General features: G+C 33.7%; 16 protein-coding genes. 10 read left to right on the top strand and 6 right to left on the bottom strand.

The genetic code is table 11. The features are described from left to right. The first annotated feature begins 465 nt into the window (after positions 1–465). The 4 genes from MQX03_RS16980 (at position 466) to MQX03_RS16965 (ending at position 3136) form a co-directional block, all read left to right on the top strand. Entirely contained in the window at positions 466–1386 is a 921-nt protein-coding gene (locus tag MQX03_RS16980; RefSeq protein ID WP_242804464.1) for a helix-turn-helix transcriptional regulator, read from the top strand. Between the two features lie 117 nt (positions 1387–1503). Beyond that, positions 1504–2046 (top strand): energy transducer TonB, encoded by a 543-nt coding sequence (locus tag MQX03_RS16975; RefSeq protein WP_242804462.1) that lies wholly within the window; start codon positions 1504–1506, stop codon positions 2044–2046. 56 nt (positions 2047–2102) lie between these two features. Continuing rightward, a complete protein-coding gene (locus MQX03_RS16970; protein ID WP_129535313.1) occupies positions 2103–2651 on the top strand; it encodes a hypothetical protein in 549 nt (182 codons plus the stop codon). 53 nt (positions 2652–2704) lie between these two features. Continuing rightward, entirely contained in the window at positions 2705–3136 is a 432-nt protein-coding gene (locus MQX03_RS16965) for a nucleoside deaminase (protein ID WP_242804460.1), read from the top strand. Between the two features lie 41 nt (positions 3137–3177). Here the strand turns inward: MQX03_RS16965 and MQX03_RS16960 are convergent, their stop codons facing one another. Then, positions 3178–3936, bottom strand: a complete 759-nt coding sequence (locus MQX03_RS16960; protein ID WP_242804458.1) for a type III pantothenate kinase — start codon at positions 3934–3936, stop codon at positions 3178–3180. Positions 3937–4044: 108 nt separating this feature from the next. Here MQX03_RS16960 and MQX03_RS16955 point away from each other — a divergent pair, with 108 nt between their 5' ends. Then, on the top strand, positions 4045–4878 hold the full coding sequence (locus MQX03_RS16955) for a M23 family metallopeptidase (RefSeq protein ID WP_242804456.1): 834 nt from the start codon (positions 4045–4047) through the stop codon (positions 4876–4878). Here the strand turns inward: MQX03_RS16955 and MQX03_RS16950 are convergent. Continuing rightward, positions 4875–5438: an STM3941 family protein gene (locus tag MQX03_RS16950; protein ID WP_242804454.1), complete on the bottom strand. Its 564-nt coding sequence runs from the start codon at positions 5436–5438 to the stop codon at positions 4875–4877. The two genes, MQX03_RS16955 and MQX03_RS16950, sit on opposite strands and share 4 nt — an antisense overlap. Positions 5439–5621: 183 nt before the next feature. Here MQX03_RS16950 and MQX03_RS16945 point away from each other — a divergent pair, with 183 nt between their 5' ends. The 3 genes from MQX03_RS16945 to MQX03_RS16935 all read left to right on the top strand — a co-directional run bounded on the left by MQX03_RS16945 (position 5622) and on the right by MQX03_RS16935 (position 10791). Beyond that, positions 5622–6227: a hypothetical protein gene (locus MQX03_RS16945; protein WP_242804453.1), complete on the top strand. Its 606-nt coding sequence runs from the start codon at positions 5622–5624 to the stop codon at positions 6225–6227. Between the two features lie 511 nt (positions 6228–6738). Continuing rightward, positions 6739–8595 carry a hypothetical protein gene (locus MQX03_RS16940; protein ID WP_242804452.1) on the top strand — a complete coding sequence of 619 codons (1857 nt, stop codon included), beginning with the start codon at positions 6739–6741 and terminating at the stop codon, positions 8593–8595. Positions 8596–8922: 327 nt separating this feature from the next. Beyond that, entirely contained in the window at positions 8923–10791 is a 1869-nt protein-coding gene (locus MQX03_RS16935; protein WP_242804451.1) for a hypothetical protein, read from the top strand. A 90-nt stretch (positions 10792–10881) separates the two neighbouring features. Here the strand turns inward: MQX03_RS16935 and MQX03_RS16930 are convergent, their stop codons facing one another. Further along, a complete protein-coding gene (locus MQX03_RS16930; RefSeq protein WP_242804450.1) occupies positions 10882–12723 on the bottom strand; it encodes a M1 family metallopeptidase in 1842 nt (613 codons plus the stop codon). 242 nt (positions 12724–12965) lie between these two features. On the opposite strand from MQX03_RS16930, the gene MQX03_RS16925 reads away from it, so the two are divergent. Next, complete coding sequence (locus tag MQX03_RS16925; RefSeq protein ID WP_242804449.1) at positions 12966–13610, top strand: GldM family protein; 645 nt, start codon at positions 12966–12968, stop codon at positions 13608–13610. A 36-nt stretch (positions 13611–13646) separates the two neighbouring features. Here the strand turns inward: MQX03_RS16925 and MQX03_RS16920 are convergent, their stop codons facing one another. From MQX03_RS16920 to MQX03_RS16910, 3 genes are all read right to left on the bottom strand, one after another. Continuing rightward, positions 13647–14123: a DUF1572 domain-containing protein gene (locus MQX03_RS16920; RefSeq protein ID WP_242804448.1), complete on the bottom strand. Its 477-nt coding sequence runs from the start codon at positions 14121–14123 to the stop codon at positions 13647–13649. A 241-nt stretch (positions 14124–14364) separates the two neighbouring features. Continuing rightward, positions 14365–16056 (bottom strand): DUF6909 family protein, encoded by a 1692-nt coding sequence (locus MQX03_RS16915; RefSeq protein ID WP_242804446.1) that lies wholly within the window; start codon positions 16054–16056, stop codon positions 14365–14367. Between the two features lie 322 nt (positions 16057–16378). Next, positions 16379–18883: a toxin-antitoxin system YwqK family antitoxin gene (locus tag MQX03_RS16910; protein WP_242804445.1), complete on the bottom strand. Its 2505-nt coding sequence runs from the start codon at positions 18881–18883 to the stop codon at positions 16379–16381. Between the two features lie 318 nt (positions 18884–19201). Here MQX03_RS16910 and MQX03_RS16905 point away from each other — a divergent pair, with 318 nt between their 5' ends. After that, on the top strand, positions 19202–21397 hold the full coding sequence (locus tag MQX03_RS16905; protein WP_129535323.1) for a glutamine synthetase III family protein: 2196 nt from the start codon (positions 19202–19204) through the stop codon (positions 21395–21397). Positions 21398–21522 lie beyond the last annotated feature (125 nt).

Genomic DNA, 21522 nt, shown 5'->3' with positions numbered 1-21522 from the left:
AGCAGAGGACTAATGCGGGAGTTAAACCTTAAGTTCAGCACGATTGCTAGTTCACCTCTGTTTTCCTTTGAATAAATTTAAGTAGTTTTTATTATTACAAAGTAAAGGCACGATTGTATCGTGTGGCCTTTTCTTTTAAAACTTCATTCTCTCAGATTGTATTATTTTTTACCTTTATAAAAACATACAATGATGAGTAGATACACATTCCACAATCAAGAAGGCTTGTATTTCATAAGTTTTTCTTTCGTAGGTTGGCTGGACATATTTATCCAAAATAAATACAAAGAAATTCTTTTGGAAAGTTTAAGAATATATTCCCAAAAACTTATCCACAAAAATAAAACACGACACCTTTTGTCGCATTAACCGCATATATTTGTTTTAGAAAATTAAACAATGAAACGCTTGCGTTGCATTCGACAAAAAACAAAACAGCAAAGTTAAAAACATAAAAATACCCGAATGAAAAAAGATTTTTACCTCACAAGATATGCCTTAATCATTAAGAAATTAGAAAGTGCTCCGTCTACTTACTCACAGCTGGAGGACTATCTTTTGAATTCTTTTGAATTTCAGGATGCGGATATCAAGAGCTACTCTATCCGTACTTTGCAAAGGGATATCCGTGAGATTTCAGGGCTTTTTAATCTCTCTATTCACAACAAAAAGAAAGGTGACAACCGATATTATATCGAGAGCCGGCCGATTATGGAAGTCGATGAGTATAACCAAAAATTATTAGAATCTTTTCAGGTAAGCAATGCCTTAAACGTACATCCAGATTTTGCAGATTATATCTTTTTTGAAAGCAGAAAACCCACTGGTGTTGAACATTTTTACGATCTTTTCTTTGCCATTCGTAATAAAAGAGTCGTTACTTTTGAGCATTATAATTACAAAAATAAGCTGATGACTTCCAGAAAAGTCCATCCTTTGGCATTGAAAGAATCTAAAGACCGTTGGTATCTGATTGCGATTGACACCAAAGACAAAGCTCTCAAATCCTTTGGTTTAGACCGTATCAATTATCTGGATGTTAATGCTGCAAAATTCAAAGAAAAATACAAATACAACTTCAGAGAACATTTTAAAAATGCTTTCGGGGTAATGAATTTAACCGAACAAAATCCTCAGAAAATTGTCTTGAAATGCAGCAGACATCAGGGAGAATACATTCGTAGCTTTGCACTTCATCAGTCTCAGAAAGAGATTAAAGAAACTCCGGGAGAAATCATTTTTGAGTTTTTCCTCCACCCTACTTACGACTTTATGCAGGAGATTTTATCTTATGGAAAAGAAGTAAAAGTTCTTGAACCTAAAACTTTAGTCGAAGAGATTAAAAAACATTTACAAGAATCGCTCAACAGTTATTTTGAAGATTAAATTTTTTGCATCTTTTTTGATTACATTTACATAAACAATCATCTTTTGAAAGCTTTATATCTTTTTTTTATGCTCCTTTCAACATTTTGTTTTTCTCAGCAGGTCGAGGAATTCAAAATGGTAAAAAACTATTACAACCAGCATAGAAGCATGCTTAATCAGGAATTCAAGAAAAAATTTGATGCAGAAAAGAATACTGTTATAAAAACAGCTATCAAACAAGATTTTCTCTTTTTTATGAAAAAGATGGACAGCATTGAAAATGTCGCTCTCATCGGAGCTTTGCTTAAAGTAAAAAACCTTGAAGATTTAAGTAAAATCAATACCAAATCTACTTCAGCATCACCCGCTGTTTCTCAGACGATAGACCAGACTGCCAATTATCCCGGCGGAATGAATAACTTGAGAAAACAGGTTGCAGATCTCTTCTACGGAGATGGTGTTTATTCTGAAACAGGAAATAGCAAAGCAGTAGTCGCTTTTGTTGTAGAACAAGACGGCAGCATCAGCAATGTGCAGGCAGAAGGTGAAAACTTCACGTTTAACCGTCAGGCAGAGATCGCATTGTATTCAGTCCCGAATAAATTTTCGCCAGCTTCTGTTAACGGGAACCCCGTAAGATATCGATTCAGACTGCCTTTAGCAATGAACCTTGAGTAATTGATAAAATTTTCTTTGTCGTCTTATTTTAAATATTACATTTGAGAAAAAAATCTATGAAAAGACTTTTACTCTCATTCTCTCTATTTTTCGGATTATTTTCTGCACAAGCTCAGGAAACAGAAAAACAAAGAAAAAACGACGTTCTTGCAGATCCTATTTTATTAATTGCCGTCCCGATGGCTAATGTTTCCTATGAAAGGCTATTGTCTGAAAATAAAGGATTAGGTATCAATGCAATGATTAAATTAGATCCTGAAGATGGCAGATTTTCGCAATTCTCAGCTTTTTACAGAATGTACTTTGGTAAAAAATATGCCTCCGGATTTTTCCTGGAAGGCTTCATACCCGTAACTACAGAATCTAATGACATTTATTCATATAATTATGACGACATCAACGGATATTATTACACCTCATCTGTAACCAAGGGCAATTTTACAACCGTAGGAATCGGTTTTGGAGTCGGAGGAAAATGGGTAATGAAAAACAATTTAGTTATTGAAGCCAGTGGTGGTATTGCCAGAAGATTCGGGGACAGAGACAAACATTATTTTGACGAAGTAACCGGAAAAATAATGGGTGGTATCGGATATCGATTCTAAATTCTTAAAATATTTAATGAAAAGCTTAGTTTTGTACTAAGCTTTTGTTTTTTATGTTTACAGACGAATATTTTATGAAAATGGCTTTTCAGGAAGCCGAAATTGCCTTCGAAAAAGATGAGGTTCCTATCGGATGTGTAGTAGTTTCAAATAATCGTGTGATTGCACGAGCACACAATCTTACCGAAACCTTAAACGATGTTACTGCCCACGCCGAAATGCAGGCCATCACCTCTGCTGCCAATTTTTTAGGCGGAAAATATTTGATCAACTGTACTTTGTATGTAACCTTAGAACCTTGCGTGATGTGTTCGGGAGCACTTTCGTGGTCACAGATTTCAAAAGTGGTGATTGGTGCCAGAGACGAGCAGCGCGGATTTATCAATAAAAATTTAAGCCTTCACCCAAAAACAGAAATCGTCACCGGAATTATGGAAAATGAATGCTCTTCTATTGTAAAAGAGTTTTTCAAATCGAAAAGATAGGTTGAGGTTGAGGTTAAAATAAATCTTAACCTCAACCTCAATTATAAATCTTTACCCAAAAAGTATAATCCTTTTAGCGTATGCAGTCTGTCTGCAATATGTATTTTATTAGTTAGCGGTTTGTAAACGTGAGAAACTCCACCTGTAGCTATCACAAAACAGTCGTAGTTCACCTCATCATTGATACGGTCAATAAAACCTTCTACCATTCCGAGGAAGCCGTAAACCATCCCGCTTTGCATGCAACTGATGGTATCTAAACCCAAAACAGATTTCGGTTTTATGAGTTCAATTTCCGGAAGCTGAGCCGTTTGGCTAATCAAAGAATTTAATGATGTTACGATTCCCGGAGCAATGATCACGCCTAAACATTCACCATTTTCAGCGACACAACTTGCTGTAAGAGCAGTTCCAAAATCAAGTACAATTTTTTTTCTGTCGGGGTACATATTATGCGCTGCAACGAGATTGGCGTAAATATCTGTTCCCATTTGCTTAGATTTTGCGATGACTTCCGAAGGCGTATTTCGGTCAACCATTATCGGAACTATTCCGTGAATTTTTCTAATCGCAGACGTAATTTCCCTTGTCAACTGAGGAACTACTGAGCCAATGATAATTTTCTCGATTTTTTTAGGATCAACTTTATAGGTTTGATATAAAATCAGCATCTGCCCATGCAACTCATCTGCAGTTCTGTACGGTTTTGTATTGATGACCCAAGAGATGTCACAATTGTCATCATCAAAAAGGCCAAATCTGATATTGCTGTTTCCAACATTGATTACGATAGAATTCATTGAATAGCTTTTCGGTGGTAAATTTAACAATTTTCATAAAAAGAGCCTTTTAATATCTGTAAAATTGGTTTATAATTGTAAAAACAATTGATTAAGCTCGAAACACTAATGAAAAAACTTATAATTCTCATATTCATCAGTCAATTTGCAATTCTTTTCTCTCAGAAAAACGTCAAAATGTACAACGAGAGAAAAGGTGACACCATCACATTCTACGTTTACAATCAGGAGATTTATCCCGTGTCGTTGGTTTTCAACGGTCAGCCGGAAACGGATAATTTAAAGAAACCTGAATTATTTAAAACCACGCAGGTTATTCCGGCAAAAACAATGAAGCAAAAAGTAACTTACTTTGTCGTGAACGATAAAAAGAAAGGCTGGGGAATCAAAAAAATGCCCGGATACAAAAGCTACATCGGTGATATTACGATAAAAGATTACGACACTCAATACGTTTACGATTTACCTTTTGGAAAAGGAAAAGCATTCTGGATCCATCAGGGCTACAACGGAACATTCTCTCATCAGAATGAAAATTCATTAGACTTCATTATGCCCGAAGGCACGGAAGTTTTAGCATCAAGAGAGGGCTTAGTAATAGACATCGTACAAAATAATAACCAAAGCTGCCCGACCAGAAACTGTGCCCCTTTCGGGAATTATGTTTCTATATTGCATCCCGACGGAACGATTGCTCAATATTATCATTTAGAGCAAAACAGCGTTCAGGTAAAACTTGGAGACAGCGTGACAAAAGGACAATCCATTGCTTACAGTGGAAATACCGGCTGGAGCAGTGGGCCTCATCTTCATTTCAATGTGTATATTTCGAGTGCAACGGCAGAGAAAAACAGAATTACTGTGAAGACTCTTTTTAAAACCGGACATGGGGATAAGGTAGAATATTTGGAGGAAAAGAAATCTTATTCGAGAGGGTATTAATTATTCTTAAATTGATTCACATTATCAACCAGCAATGTATAAAGTTCATCAAATTTTATTTGTAATGAATTAGCCGAAATACAGATTGGCGTTTCATAATATCTGAAATTTAACTTGAGCCCTCTAAGTTTCAACCACTGAGTTGTTTTATTAAGATAATCTATTGGATTCCACACTATGATAAGGATAAATTTGTTTTGATTAACAGTCACCATTTTAACTTCTCTAATGTCTTTCCAAGGTATAAAACCTAATGCAAGAGCACTGGAATTATCATTAATCCCTTTTTCGTTAATAATTAGTCCTGGTTTTTTATTAAACAACCTAAACAACATTGTTATTGCTGCAAGACCGAAAAAAACAACACATACAAAACCCGCAAGAAAACGAGGAAAAGGCTTCATTACCCAAGCATATCTGCTTGAATGATTGATAGATTCCGGTTCATATATTATTAAAATTAACCCAAGAACAACAAATAGTACTGCCCCAATAAAAAGCAACGTCATTTTCATTTTACTTAAGGGAATTACTACCGGAACAATCTTTTTACTCATCATTATTAATTCTTTTTTAGGTTGTCAAAAATAAATCAAAGAATCGAAAGAAAAACTAACTTTTAATTATTTTCAATCTATGAGAATTCTAACATTAAATGAATTAAATAGTTTTAATTTGCGATATACGATTTTTAAGGTTAATTAAGTCTCGAAATATATCTTTGAAGGTCTAAATAATATACTATGAAATATTCTTTCACCGTACTTCTCCTTCTTCTCATCAATCTAAGTTGCATCAGTAGAAAAACAGCAACAACTTCAAACTGTACTGACTATTCGTTTTACTATAATTACACGAGTAGCGAAGCCTTAAAACAGATAAAAGACATCCCAAATCTTAAAGAGATTGACGAACATTCACTCAATTCTTATCTTGATAACGGTGATAATTTTACTGAGATTAAAAAGGATCAAATAGTATTTGTCCCAGAAAGTGAGCTTTTTCAAATTCCTGACCGAAAAGGAGAAATTCCACTGTATGTTTTAGGGTATGTTCAGAATAATCATATTAAACAATACTTAGTATTTGAGCTTAATATAGGTCAAGACTCGTCTTTATATATCATCAATCAGGTAAATCATAAAATAACCTCAATGTTTTTAGCTCATTCTAATTATAGCTCTGGTTATTGTGGTGAGAATGTTGGAACAAAAAAAATATCTGATTCTATTTTTAATGTTAAAGTGTTTCATTCTTATGATACAAGCGATAGTAATGGCAATTCTTCCGAAACTTGTCACTATCAGCTTACATTATCTGATGAAGGATATTTAAGTTTGGTTCCGTAATTCTCCAATTTTATTAAAGTTTAGTGGTTTTTAAATTTACTTAAAACCAAATCCATCCGTTTTAAACCAAATGCAACTGCGTTTAGTCTCCCGCAAACTGGTGGAAACAAACGTCAACTGCAGGAAGTCTCCCGCAAGTTGCAGGAAACAAAATGCAACTTACAGAAGCTCCAAACACCGTTGTTTGTAACCAAATGCAGTTTGCATTTATATAAAAAATAATCCCCAAAGAAAAACTCTTCGGGGATTATTTAATTCTTTAAACTCAACTAATTTTTCTTCAAAAACATCAACTATAATTGATATTGCTAAAGTTCTGATTAAATAACATTTAGGTTTTTTTATTATAAAAAAGCTGGATATTAAGTTTCACAACATCTATTTTAACACGTCGTGTTTTGTCGCTATGCGCATTTAAATTTGTATCAACAAAGAAAAGCAATAAGACGTCTTAATAATGCGCTTTTCAAAAAGTGATATTAATTAACAATTTAAAATAACAAAAAATTTTATGGAAGAAAATGCAAATTACATAGAAGTACAAGAATGGTTTGACGGCTCCAATATGGAACCAAGTAAAGTTGATGGTGTAATTTATATCATCATTGGCTCAAAATATTATAGACGCCGGTTTTCGAATAACACGGTTAACCCTTTATGGTGGGGCATTAAAGATGATGGAAACCCGAATCAAGATGACGGCACACCAAATTATTATAGGGTAAAACAAATGGTAGATCTTTGTGTACAACAGAGCTTAAATATTCATTTCCCCAAGGGAGAATTCAGCTGTGGGAATAGCAGTTTCCCCTTTCACGATTCTTATACTCCAGGCAATACAGAATTAAGAGATTTTAAAAACATCATCGTTTCAGGGGAAGGCAGAGAAACTGTCCTTAGAACCGATTCGCAAACCGGAGCTGATGTACTTCAATTAAATTCAATAAAAAATATCACATTCAGAGACTTGGCTGTTACAGCAACAGTTGCTATCAAGACACCACAGCCTCCCAATGGTGGGTCAAATGGGGTCTCCATTACTAATGGATTTGATAACATCACGTTAGAAAACATTCATGCTTTTGATCTGGAAGGAGTTGAATATCCTGGCTATATTGACGGAGCAAAGGCTTTTACTATTCAAAATGGGGAATTCAATACCATACCCACAGGGAAGTTGAAATTAATAAATTGTTCCTCAAAAAACAATGCATACGGATGGCGACATGATGGGTTTTTATCTGATGTAATGAAAAATGACACTGATATAGATATTGATTTAACCATTGAAAAATCTTGGTTAGGATTTTCACTTTCTTTTGCAGATGCAACTGATGTCTTTGATGAGAGTAAACGTATAAACTACAAAGGAAAAGTAACATTAATTGATTGTCAGCAAGATATTATACTTGGTCGTTTATATGGTGGAGATTTAAATTTTTATATCCAAAGTGATAAAGACGAAACAGAGCTAACAAAAAACCCATTAACCAATCAATTATGGAAAAATAAAGTAACCGGAAATCCTTATGACGAAACTCTATTTACCGCATATTTGGCATACATCAAACATTCGAATATTAAAATATTTGGTTACAAAAAAATCAATCATTTTAAATATGCAATCGGATCAGTGGGGTGGATTATAGAACCTCATACGGAAGGAAGAACAGAAAATTCCAATCTGCTATTACAAGTTGCCGGAGATACTATTGAAACAGACGAATTAAAAATAGTTCCAGATGAATCAGTTACTGATCCACTTTTTGATAAAGCTATTTATAGAACAACAATTCAAATTGAAAATTTCCAGAGTACAATACCTCAGAAACTTTTAAAAGAAGAAAATGAAAATTTAATTATTTGTAATAAAAAAATTATTTCATCCTCATTAAGTTTGAATAAAATTAATTTTGGAGACTATGCCTCAGCATCTTTTAATGAATATGCTGGTGGTGTAAAATTCAAACAAACATCAGGATCCCATGGTTATTTAAGCGTAATTGAAGCTTTTTCAAATACCGATGAAAGACTTTTCTCTATTAACAATTTTGGAGAGCTCCTTCTAAAAAATTCTACAAAAATTGTAACAGGCGATTCATTACCTAATGGTAATGTGGTGGCAAATATGGGATCAATTTACCTCAGAAAAGTAGGTGGCGCTAGTTATTCAATTTGGTTAAAAACAGCAGATGATAATGAATTTGGCTGGAAATTAGTTCCTCTAATTGAAACCTGTACTTCTGCCAATAGACCCAATCTTACATTAACAGAAGATATTGGCAAAATGATATTTGACACCGATCTTGGCCGCCACATTGCCTGGACAGGAACAAAATGGATTAAGTATAGCTTTACAGACGCTTAATAATTTTAACCTGATTCTTTCTTGAAAAAAAATAATCCCCAAAGAAAAACTCTTCGGGGATTATTTAATTATTTAAACTCAACTCATTTTTCTTCAAAAACATCAACTATAATTGATATTGCTAAAGTTCTGATCAAATAACATTTAGTTTTTTTTATTATAAAAAAGATTCGAATATTAAGTTTCACAACATCCATTTAATACGTCGTGTTTTGTCGCTATGCGCATTTAAATTTGTATCAACAAAGAAAAGCAATAAGACGTCTTAATAATGCGCTTTTCAAAAAAGTGATCTTAATTAACAATTTTAAATAAACAAAAAATCTTATGGAAGAAAATGCAAATTACATAGAAGTACAAGAATGGTTTGACGGCTCCAATATGGAACCAAGTAAAGTTGATGGTGTAATTTATATCATCATCGGTTCAAAATATTACAGACGTCGGTTTTCGAATAGTACAGTCAACCCATTATGGTGGGGAATTAAGGATGACGGAAATCCCGACTTTGATACTACTCCAGGCAACACTCATTATTCTTGGAACTGGGATAAAATGAAAAAAATGGTTGATTTGTGTGTACAACAAAACTTAAACATCCATTTTCCGAAAGGGCAATTCAGCTGTGGAAATGCTAATTTTCCTCTAAATTATGACTATATCCCTGGAGTTTTAAAAGATTTAAAAAACATCATTATCTCCGGCGAGGGTAGAGATACTGTTTTGAGAACAGACTCCCAAACCGGTGCAGATGTTTTACTATTACATTCTGTAAAAAACATCACATTGAGAGATTTTGCAATTACTGCAACAGTTGCTATTAAAACTCCAATTGAGCCGAATGCAGGTTCAAATGGCGTTTCTCTTATAGATGGTTTTGACAATATCACATTAGAAAACATTCATGTTTTTGATTTGGAAGGAGTTGAATATTCCAATTATATTGATGGGGCAAAAGCATTTACCATTCAGAACAATGAAGGCAACATTATTCCAAACGGGAAATTAAAAATAATTAATTGCTCTTCAAAAAACAATGCATACGGATGGCGACATGATGGGTTTTTATCTGATGTAATGAAAGATGAAATTGACATTGATATTGATCTAAGCATTGAAAAATCATGGCACGGATTTTCTCTTTCATTCGGTGAAGCTACAGAATCTTTTGATGAATACAAGCGCGTGGGTTATAAAGGAAAAGTTACAATAATTGATTGTCAACAAGACATTTTCATTAATAGACTATATGGAGGAAATTTAAATTTTTACATTCAAAGCGATAAAACTGAAGGAGAATTAAAAACTAATCCACTCACTAATCAAAATTGGAAAGATAGTACAACTATTGTAGATCCATTTAATCAATTAGTAATGACCGCATATTTAGCATATGTAAAACATTCTAATATTAAAATTTGCGGATATAAAAAAATCAATCATTTTAAGTATGCAATTGGAGCTGTCGGATGGATTATTGAACCCTACACAGAGGGAAGAACAGAAAATTCAAATCTATTATTACAAGTCGATGGAGATATAATTGAAGTACAAGAATTAAAAGTAATCCCAGATGAATCAGTTACTGATCCACTTTTCGATAAAGCCATTTATAGAACAACTATTCAAATTGAAAATTTCCATGGTACAATACCTCAGAAACTTTTAGAAGAAGAAAATGAAAATTTAATTATTTGCAATAAAAAAATTATTTCACCATCTTTAAATTTAGACAGAATTAATTTTGGAGATTATGCTTCTGCTTCTTTAAATAGTTACGGAGGGGTTAAATTTAAACAAACCTTAGGCTCACATGGCAATTTGAGCGTAATTGAAGCTTTTTCAAATACTGATGAAAGACTTTTTTCCATTAATAATTTCGGAGAGCTTATCCTGAAGAATTCTACAAAAATTGTAACAGGTGATTCATTGCCCAACGGTAATATTTTCGCAAACAAAGGATCTGTCTATTTAAGAAAATCTGGTGAAGCCAATCATTCTATTTGGTTAAAAACAGTTGATAGTACAGAATTTGGCTGGAAACTAATTCCAATAATTGAAAATTGCACTACAGCCAACAGACCCAATCTTACATTAACAGAAGATATTGGCAAAATGATATTTGACACCGATCTTGGCTGCCACATTGCCTGGACAGGAACAAAATGGATTAAGTATAGCTTTACAGACGCTTAATAATTTTAACCTGATTCTTTCTTGAATATATCTAAAAATAATCCCCGAAGAATAAACTCTTCGGGGATTATTTAATTTATTTAAACTAAACTATTTCACTTCAACAAAATTGTTCTCAGGATTTACATCCGCCATTCTCTGGCTGAAATCTATTCCTAAAAGTGACAGTTGAGATTTGGTGTAAGGAATCGTTAGTGTATATTCTTTCTGCGTCCAAGGCCAGTATTTTTCTGTGGTAAAATCGCCGTAACCGTCTTTCTGTTTCCAGGTGTGGGTCATGTTCATCGGAATGTAGTAGGTAATGATTTTCTTATTTGTCGTCATTACAGAAAAATCAATAGGCATCGGAATCTGACCATTGTTCAACAACGTGATCGTTGTAGATTTTGCATCGTACTTGATGTCTTTAATTCCGTAGTCGATGGTTTTTGTGGTGTTGATCCAGTAATGATGAAACCATTTCAGATCCATCCCCGAAACTTTCTGTGCAATATGAAGGAAATCTCTGTCGGTAGGATGTTTCATGCTCCACTCTTTGAAATATTCGGTCATGATTTTTTCTAAATTCTGCTCACCAACGATGTAGCCTAACTGCACCAGATACAATTCACCTTTCACATAACTTGCAAAACTGTACGCAGTGCCGTTGTCGTGGTGGTCACCTAACCAAACTGCCGGCTCTTCAATTCCTTTTTGTACAATTCCTCTGTATGCATTTATTTTATCAACAAAAGGATTCGGTCTTTCATCTTTTGGTGGGAAAAGCTGATGCATCACAATGCTTTCGGCATAGCTTGTAAAGCCTTCATCCATCCATGGTCTCAGAGGTTCATTGGTTGCCAGGATTTGCTGATACCAAGAGTGAGAACCTTCGTGAACCATCAGCCCCATTAAATCTTCAAGATTTTTCGCTTCACCTAAAATCATCGTACACATTCCGTATTCCATACCGCCGTCACCACCTTGAATGAAAGCATAAGAAGGATAAGCATATTTCCCAAAACGGGAATTCATAATCTGGAAATATTTCGTCACGTAAGGCTGCGCTTCACCCCATGCTTTGGTTTTGTCATTTTTCTGATATACAAAAAACACTTTCGGACCTTGCGGAACATCAAAACTTTCTACCGAATAATCTTTGTCTGCCGCCCATGCGAAGTCGAGCATATTTTTGGCAGTCCATTTCCAGGTCGCTTTATTTTTATCGGCTTTAATTTTTGCTGAGGTATCATAGCCTTTTACTTCAGTAGGATTCAAAAGCGTTCCGCCCGCTCCTATTACATAATCTTTGTTGATTTTAATGGTTACATCAAAATCTGCAAACGGCGCATGAAATTCTCTTCCCACATAATCGAACGTTGCCCAACCATCATAATCGTACTCTGCGATTTTCGGATACCATTGGGTCATCGTCATATCAACACCTTCACGGTTGTTTCTTCCACTTCTTCTGATTTGCTGAGGGATTATAGCGTCCCATTCCATGGTAAAAGTTGTTTTGGAATTAGGCTTTAAAGATTCATTTAAATAAACCTTCATCACTGTTTCCTGAATTTCAAACTTCAGATTCTTTCCGTTTTGTTTAATCCAGTGAATATTTTGTGCACCTTCCTGGTCTTTAGGAATCGATACCAGTCTTGAAACTCCGTCTTTCTGCAATCTCGAATCCCCGTTTTTTCCCTGTCCGGCAACTCTTTGATCCATCATTGAATTGGGTTTAAAAGCATTCCAGTACAAATGGAAATACACGACATTAAGTTCGTCCGGTGAGTTGTTGGAATAATTAAGGGTCTGATTTCCTTCGTAGGTAAATTTTTCTGCATTGACATCAATATCCATCTTATATTGGGCAGCCTGCTGATAATAAGCATTCTGCTGCGCCTGAAATTGTGAAATGATAAACGCAAAAATGATTGCAACCGATTTTTTCATTTAAAATTTTATTTTTTTAAAGGTAAGTAAATTTTGAAAGAGGCTCAAATGTGATATTCAAGTTCGATTGTATCTTTTGATTGTTTAATATTGATGAGGTTAAATTTTCTGTCGCATATTTGGTGAATTTTTATTTCCCGCAGATCACACAGATTAGCAAAGATGATTGCGTATAAGAATCTGTGAAAATCCGTGGAATTTGAGGAAATTTATATCTTTGAGTAAAATAATCTATTATTCTTTTGAAAAAATTTATTCATTACCTACTAATTTTCTTTGTCTGCATTTGTTGCACGCCTACAAAGCACATTTCGTCTTCAGAAGATTCAAGCAATAAATCCATCATAGAAAACGAAGAGTTAAATATTGTATACAGAGGCATAAAAAATCGTCTGACAATTTATTTTCCCAAATCGGATAGTATTAAAGTAAACGGACCAGGAGTTTATAAAGAGCGAGAAAATAAATATTACATTATTCCTGCCACAGGCAATACATTGCAAATCAAAATTATTAGTTTTATTAAAGGTAAAGAAACAGTTGAAAAAAGAGAATTTCGAATATTAAATATTGGAAAACCTTTCGCAAGTATCAAAAACAAAACAGGAAAAATTACTTTATCAAAGGAAGAACTTGCCACTTCTACAATAGAGTATTTCATTCCTCAATTTGTTATGAAATTAGGAAAGGCAGGTAAATTCCGCTATCAAATTAATGATGAAGAACCAATGGTTAATTATGGAAATGAATTTAATCAATCAGTTAAGGAAAAGATTTACAATATGAAATCTGGTGATATTATGATTATTGACGAGCTAAATTACAACCCAGAATTACAAAACGTTGATCTTAAAAAAGTAACAGAATTAGTAGTTTACATTGAGTAGAAATATATTCGGTTTATTCGTGAAAAACTATTTGTGCTATTTGTGTTTAAGCAAAATCATTTTTTTAATCAAAGCAACCTGTCCCAAATGATAATAAGCATGTTCAATCATTCCGTCAATATTCCTTAGATACGTTCCGTATTTTTCATCGACAAAAACCTCATTTAATTGAGAATCGGGAATTTGTTCTAAAAAAGTCGCAAACTTTTTAGAATCGTTCAACAATTTATTTAAAAGTGCTTTCCATTGCTGCTGAGATCCAATCGGAGGAACATCGAAGCTGAATTGATCTTTAATTTCCAAATCTCCACCTTCAAAAACATTGATAATTCCTGCGATATAGTAATCAATATGAAAAGTGAGCATGGCGATGGTGTTCAAGTCTGCTATTTTCGTTGTTGCCTGTTCCCAGGTTACATCTGAAAGCTGACCTTTAAAGTTGGTATTGGCAATCCACAAACCATCGAGCATTACTTCTCTGAATCTTTTGGCTAATTGTGAGGCTGTACTCATTTGTTTAGTTTTAATAAATTTAAAGATAATATTTTTTTGAGTTTCCCACAGATCTCACAAAATTTTCACAGATGAATACGCATAAGAATCTGTAAAATTTCCAAGCACAAATGACACTAATAAATTTTAACAAATGACACAATTATTCGTGTTATTCGTGAAAAACATTTGCGCTATTTGTGTTGAAACAAAAACCTCAAATGCAAAAACACTTGAGGTTGATATTTAATTTAAAACTAAATTATTTTTTAGAAGAAATTTCTTTCTTTCCGCTTTGTAAAATCTTTTCAAGAATTCTTAAAGTAATCAGATAAGTCGGTTTCACACCTGTCAATCCTAAACCGCCAGAAGATAGTGTAGCTCCCGTTTCCAAAGGATTATCTGAAGCATAATAGGCGTAACTCACAAAAAGATTGGGTGCAATGTGATGCCTGATTTTTGATGCAACCTGAATTGCTTTTTGGTAATGTGCACCTTCCATTTCAAGTCCGATAGCCTTCCATGAAGTATTCATAAAATACTGAAGAATGTCTCTGTTCTGAAGCGAAGTTCCTAGAACGGTAATCATCGGTCCTTCAAAAGCTTTTAATTCATCATCTTTAAAATCATCCAGTTTTAAAGCATTTTCAAAAGGATAATTATCGGCTGTTCCTTCAAAGATGTGGGAAGTTGGGATCATAATATCACCTTTTCCACCTGATAAAATTCCTGCTTTCCCCATGATAGAGACAGATTTCACTTTCATCATATACACCTCTCCTTTCTGCTCGAAAGGTCTCAGTAATTCATCCATTACCTCAAAAGCCTGTTCGCCAAATGCATAATCGAAAACCATGATCACGTCGTCTCCGTCATATTTCAAGTGACCGAAAGGAGTGTTTTTAAGATTGGTTTTGCTTAAATCGATAATCTGAACATCTATATTACTTCCGCTTTTGTCATTAATGTAAACTAAACCTTCTTCCAAGGCATATTTTGAAACTTTGTCGCGAAGATCTTTTTTATCTGAAATTTCTCCGTAGAGTTTATAATCAACGTCTTTGGTATCTTTTTTCTTTAAAGCATCATTTCCGTACAGCATATTTTTTACAGAATGCATATTCGCCGAAATAATGTGTAACGGACGCATGTGAAGGTCATTTTCAAATAAAACCTCTTTCACTTTTTGAGCCCATTTTTCGCCAAAATAATGGTGTCCTACTCTTTCCTTTAAAATTGCACTGAAGTAAATTTCTCTCTCACGGCTTTGCTTAGCATCTTCCAGACTCACTTTTCCTAAATGGTAAATGATTTTGAATAATCTGTCCGGATTTTCATCATCCCCGAAAGTATTGTAAGCATTTAAAGTTTCATCAAAAGTTCTTCCTATTAAAGAAGAAAGATGAATCAATGCCACTTCTTTTTCCCTTCTGCTGAATTTTTTCTCGCCTTTTACCACTTCTTCAATGATTTTGAAAGCACGTGTCGGCTTCCAGTTTTCATCCTGAATAAATGCGAGATTACGAATTTTATCTGCTTCTATAAATAAGAACGTTAAATGCGTAAGAATATCATAGATTTCTGAACGCCCCAAAAGAACCTCGATGTTCATCTGATGTTCGTCGATTCGGTAACAGTTTCTTCTTCTCTTTTTAGGAACAATTGGCTCGAAACTCCCTTTATCAAAACCTTCGTCTGATGTAAGATGAATGAAAGCGCATTCTTCTATTCCTTCCGGAAGTCTGTCTAAAACATACATCAAACCATCAAGCTCCAACTTGCTTGGAACGCTCATGGTACCGTAAATTTCGGGATTGATCGTTTTCAACAAACTTCTAATGCTTTCTCCGGAAACTCCGCTTGGCTTGAAAAAACCTCTATAAAACAGGTGTCTCATAGAAATGTATAGTCTTTCAATTGCCTCGGTAGTTTCTCTTGCTCTAGAATTTGTCATATATTAAATTTTTTATAAAAAGTCTGCTAAGTTACGAAAAATTTATTTAAAAGATAATCCACTTTAAACCAGTCGATTATCTTTTAAACTAAATTTTTAAACGTTTTAAAATTAATATTTACGACCATAATTAGAAAGAAAACTAGAATAAGTTTTATTCATATTGTTCAAAATTATTTTTTTTCAGCATTAAGGTTTTAAAAACAAACGCTTTATAATAATTTAGAAATCAATAGATTGATTCTTGATTAAGATTCGTTAAGATAGCATTCTAATTAAAAAAAATCATCTCAATTCAAAGATTTTAGCAGGAAACTTTAAATTAATTGATCTTCTCCAATTTTTCCAGTTCCTCTTTTACTTTATCGAAAATTACTTTTTCTACCGTTTTGATCAATGATCTATTCATATACAGCTGTAGAGTATATGTGTTATTTTGTGTAGGAGTAATTAGAATACCGTCTTTTGGTTTTCCTTCAGCATCAGATTGAACACCAGTAATAATACGGTTCTCACCTGTCTCATCTAGGAATTTATTATTGAAGATTTTTTCTGATAACTCATTAAAGTTCTCCTCAATATTAGCTGATTCATTTACAGTCACATAGACTTTATAAAATAACTCATTTCCTTCGCTTGGCTCGATGTATTCATCCAATGTATTCATCATTTTGGAAATTATTTTTCCGTTTTCTTCATAATAAAGAATAACACGTTCTTTGTATTTTCCCTCTAAATAACTTTTCCTTGTATCGTCAAACAATTTACCATCGATCGAAAGCTGTTTATTAAATCCGTTTTTAGAAATATCAATACTAACCACAGCGGTTTTTTTGCCTTGCATGTCATTGATCTCAATATTGTTGTTTTTCAGCTCAAAATGAATCCTGTTAAAATAATGCATCGCAAACAAATCCCAGTCGAAACTTTGTAAAACTCCACCCTTCCAATATCTTGAGATAAATTGTTTTTCATCAAGTTTATATTCTATGCCATCGTATATTTTTCCGTCTTTATAAGTAGATTTAATATCATAAGACTGATGTCTGAAATTATCCATGTTTTTCAGATAATCGTTTGAATATTGAAATTTCAGAATTCCGTTTTCAAAATAATTGACTTGCTTAAATTCCCTGTTATCCTCAGTTTCAAAATATCCGGAATAAGGTTTTCCATTTTTAAAAATACCTTCATAAGAACTTTGTGGCTTTTCTGAAATATCAAAAGAAAAATCTTTAACCTTTACGAGAATTCCGTTTTCATACAGTTTTTGCTTTTGAATATTGTCCTTATTATATGAATCTTCAAAATAAGTTTCTTCTGTAATCTTTCCGTTTTTGAAAACTGAAGTTTTCCCACTTTCTACCAAAGTTCCGTTGTAAGGCTCATCATTTTTATATTCTAAAGTACCTACCACTTTTCCGTCATCATAGAAAGTGGTCATTCCGTTCAATTTATCATCTTTAATGGTGTAGGTTTTCTCTAAATTTTCCAATCTGTAATTGAAAACTTTTTGTAATCCGGTTTTTTTGAAGTTTACAACATTGATCAATTCATAATTATCAGAACGTTCGTCTTTTCTTTCAATAAAAGTTCCGTTAAAGGGTTTTCCGTTTTTATAAACACCTTTGGCAACAATTTGTTTTTCTTCATCTACAGCAATCGCTTCACCTTCTTTTACACCATTTACATAATTTAAATTCACCACAAACGCAGCTACATTTTCATCAAAATTCCCTTGGAAAGGCTTATTTTTTTTATAAATTCTTTTGCTTTTTATTTTTCCATCTTCGGTATAATCAATTTCTTCTCCATCTTTCCAGCCTTCTTTATACAAAGTTTCTGTTGCTATTTTTCCGTTTGGAAAATATAACAAATTCTTCCCTGATCTTAATTTACCAACATATTTTATAATGGTTTTAACTTCCGTTGCAAAATTATTTTGGAGATAATACTCATAATCCAATCCATTTGTAATATCACTTCCGTAATCGTAAAAGTTGGCTTCATTCAAAAATTGAATTAATTTTCCCGACTTGTCGTAATTTTTCTGTTCGATAGATTTAAAATAACCTCTATCAATGGCAAAAACTCTTTCTTGAGCGAGTTGTTTAGAGTTTACCCAAAATATTTTTTCAGTAACTATTTTTCTGTTTTTTATTTTTTTTGAAACATTTTCTTCATCCATCGGCTCCAAAAGCTCAATAGTCTGCGGAGCAGCTTCAGTTGTTTTTAACGGAACCTGAGGCGGTGGTGGAACTTTAACACCCTCTTCATTATGGTGAGTTCCGGTTTCAGACATAGAAATTTCTTCAACCTTTTCACTATAATCATAGTCTTCATTGTTTTTCACTTTTTCAAAACTTCCGTTTTCAGGTTTTCCTTTTACGTAAATTCCTTTCATTAAAACAGCTCCGTCTGTACTATAGATTATAGCTTCACCATCTTTTACCCCATTTTTATACTGAACCTTTTTTCTGACTTTCCCATTCGGATGATAATATAATAAGGTAAGGTTTTTAGTATCGTTTCGATATTGCTTAAAATTTTCATCATTTCCGTTTTCGTCGTACCAAATAATATCGCCAACATATGCATTTTGATTATCATTCAAAGTGTAGCCTTCAAACCGCTGAGTTCCGTTGATATAAAAATCCTGAAGCAAAACCAATTCACCGATTTGTTTTAAAGGCATTAGTCGATAAAAAGAAGCATTTGCTTTTGTCGTGACCTCCCAATCTTTATCATAATATATAGGATTTGATTTTTGAGAAAAAAGCATTTGCAAGAACAAGCAAGAAATAATTAAGGCGATTCTTTTTATCATCGGGTTTTGATTTATTCAAAAATAAGAATTCTTAAGCATCATAAGATTCTTTTTTAAGATGAGTTCGGGGAAATTGTTACTCTCAAAATATTTAAACTTAATTTTAAATCCTATTTCAACAGAAAAAACATTTATCTGCACCCATATTAATGCTATTTAAACTAAAAATCAATTTCATTTTAAAAACACCCCGTATTAAAACAGGGGTCAATTGAGATTTAAACTAAAACAAATAATTAAATAGTCTAAAAAAATTAGGGGTATTTTATTTTCAATTCATTTTTTTTGTAAATTTGCACCATAAAAATTCAACACTATATGTCAACTTTAAGATTTAAAGCTTTAGAAACTTTACCATTCAAGGACTTTAGAAAAGATAATTCAGTAGAAATTCCTGCTAAATTATCAGAATTATTTTGTGAAAACGTATTCTCTGAAAACACAATGAGAGAATATTTAACAAAAGAGGCATTCCAATCTATTATGGATGCTATTAAAAAAGGAAGTAAAATCCAGAGGTTAATTGCAGATCAGGTAGCAGTAGCTATGAAAGATTGGGCAATGAGCAAAGGAGTTACTCACTATACACACTGGTTTCAGCCATTAACTGGAAGCACTGCAGAAAAGCACGATTCATTCTTTACTCCAATTGAAGGTGGTAGAGCAATCGAAAGATTCAGTGGAAACTTATTGATTCAGCAAGAGCCTGATGCATCTTCTTTCCCGAACGGTGGAATCAGAAACACGTTTGAAGCAAGAGGTTACACTGCTTGGGATCCTACATCTCCGGCATTCATCATGGGAACTACTTTATGTATCCCCTCAATTTTTATCTCTTACACAGGAGAAACTTTAGATTACAAAGCACCTCTATTGAGAGCTTTGCACGCTGTAGACGAAGCTGCAACCAACGTAATGCAGTATTTCGACAAAAATGTAACAAAAGTAACTCCTACTTTAGGTTGGGAGCAAGAATATTTCTTGGTTGATTCAGCATTGTATCAGTCTCGTCCGGATTTAGTTTTAACAGGTAAAACTTTGTTAGGACATTCTCCTGCAAAAGGACAGCAGTTAGATGACCATTATTTCGGTTCAATTCCTACAAGAGTAATGAACTTCATGAAAGAATTGGAAGTTGAATGTATGAAGTTGGGAATTCCTGTTACAACAAGACACAACGAAGTAGCTCCAAACCAATTTGAGCTGGCTCCGATGTTTGAAGAAGTAAACGTTGCAGTTGATCACAACTCATTGTTGATGGACGTAATGGCAAGAATTGCTCACAGACACCATTTCCATATTTTATTCCACGAAAAACCATTTGCTGGAGTAAACGGAAGCGGAAAGCATAACAACTGGTCTTTAGCAACTGATACAGGTGAAAACCTTTTAAGCCCGGGAAAAAACCCTAAGAAAAACTTACAGTTCTTAACATTCTTCGTGAATACAATTAAGGCAGTTCACGAATATGCGGATCTTTTAAGAGCAAGTATCGCTTCTGCAAGCAACGATCACAGATTGGGGGCAAACGAAGCTCCACCAGCAATTATTTCTGTATTTATCGGAAGCCAGTTGTTCAGAGTTTTGGAAGAGCTCGAAAAAGTAACGGAAGGAAAACTTTCACCAGACGAAAAAACTGATTTAAAATTAAATGTAGTTGGAAAAATTCCTGAAATTTTGTTGGATAATACTGACAGAAACAGAACTTCTCCTTTTGCATTTACTGGAAATAAATTCGAGATCAGAGCGGTAGGTTCTTCTGCAAACTGTGCAGAATCTATGACTGTGATGAACACTATTGCTGCAAAACAATTGGGTGACTTCAAAAAAGAAGTTGATGCTTTAATTGAAACAGGCCTTAAGAAGGACGAAGCGATCTTCAACGTATTGAGAGAATACATCAAGCAGTGTAAAAACATTATGTTTGAAGGTGACGGATATTCTGATGACTGGGCTGTAGAAGCTGAAAAAAGAGGCTTAAACAACTGGAAAACCACTCCTGAAGCTTTGAAGCAGGAAATGAACCAGAAATTCCTTGATTTATATGAAGAAATCGGAATATTCAACCACAGAGAAGTTGAGGCTAGAAACGAAATCAAATTGGAAAAATATTCAACTGTTATTGATATCGAAGCAAGAGTATTGAGTGACATCGCAAGAAACCACATCATTCCTTCGGCTTTAAATTATCAGAACAGACTGATTGAAAACGTCAGAGGTCTTAAAGACATTTTCGGAGAAAAAGAATTCAAAACTTTAGCTAAGGAGCAAATAAGTTTGATTACCAATATTTCAGAAAATATCTCAACAATCAAATTGGGTGTTGAACAGCTTCTTGAAGCAAGAGCGAACGCAAAAGCAGTATCTGAAAGCCAAACACAGGCAGAAGACTACTGTAATAAAGTAAAGCCTTTATTTGACGCAATCAGAGATGCATCAGACGATCTTGAAATGATGGTTGATGATGAACTTTGGCCAATGACGAAATATAGAGAAATGTTATTTACAAGATAACATCTGTAAAGTTCCATATTAGTGAAGGTTCTCCGATTATTCGGGGAACTTTTTTTATGCCTTTTTAACAGATACTTTTAAGGAGTATAATTAATAGAACCTCGATTAAAGGAAAGCGAATATAC

This window comes from Chryseobacterium aahli, assembly GCF_022699665.1.
Taxonomy (GTDB): domain Bacteria; phylum Bacteroidota; class Bacteroidia; order Flavobacteriales; family Weeksellaceae; genus Chryseobacterium; species Chryseobacterium aahli.
Note: the sequence above shows the minus strand (reverse complement) of the source record. Positions and strands in the feature narration are given on the sequence as shown.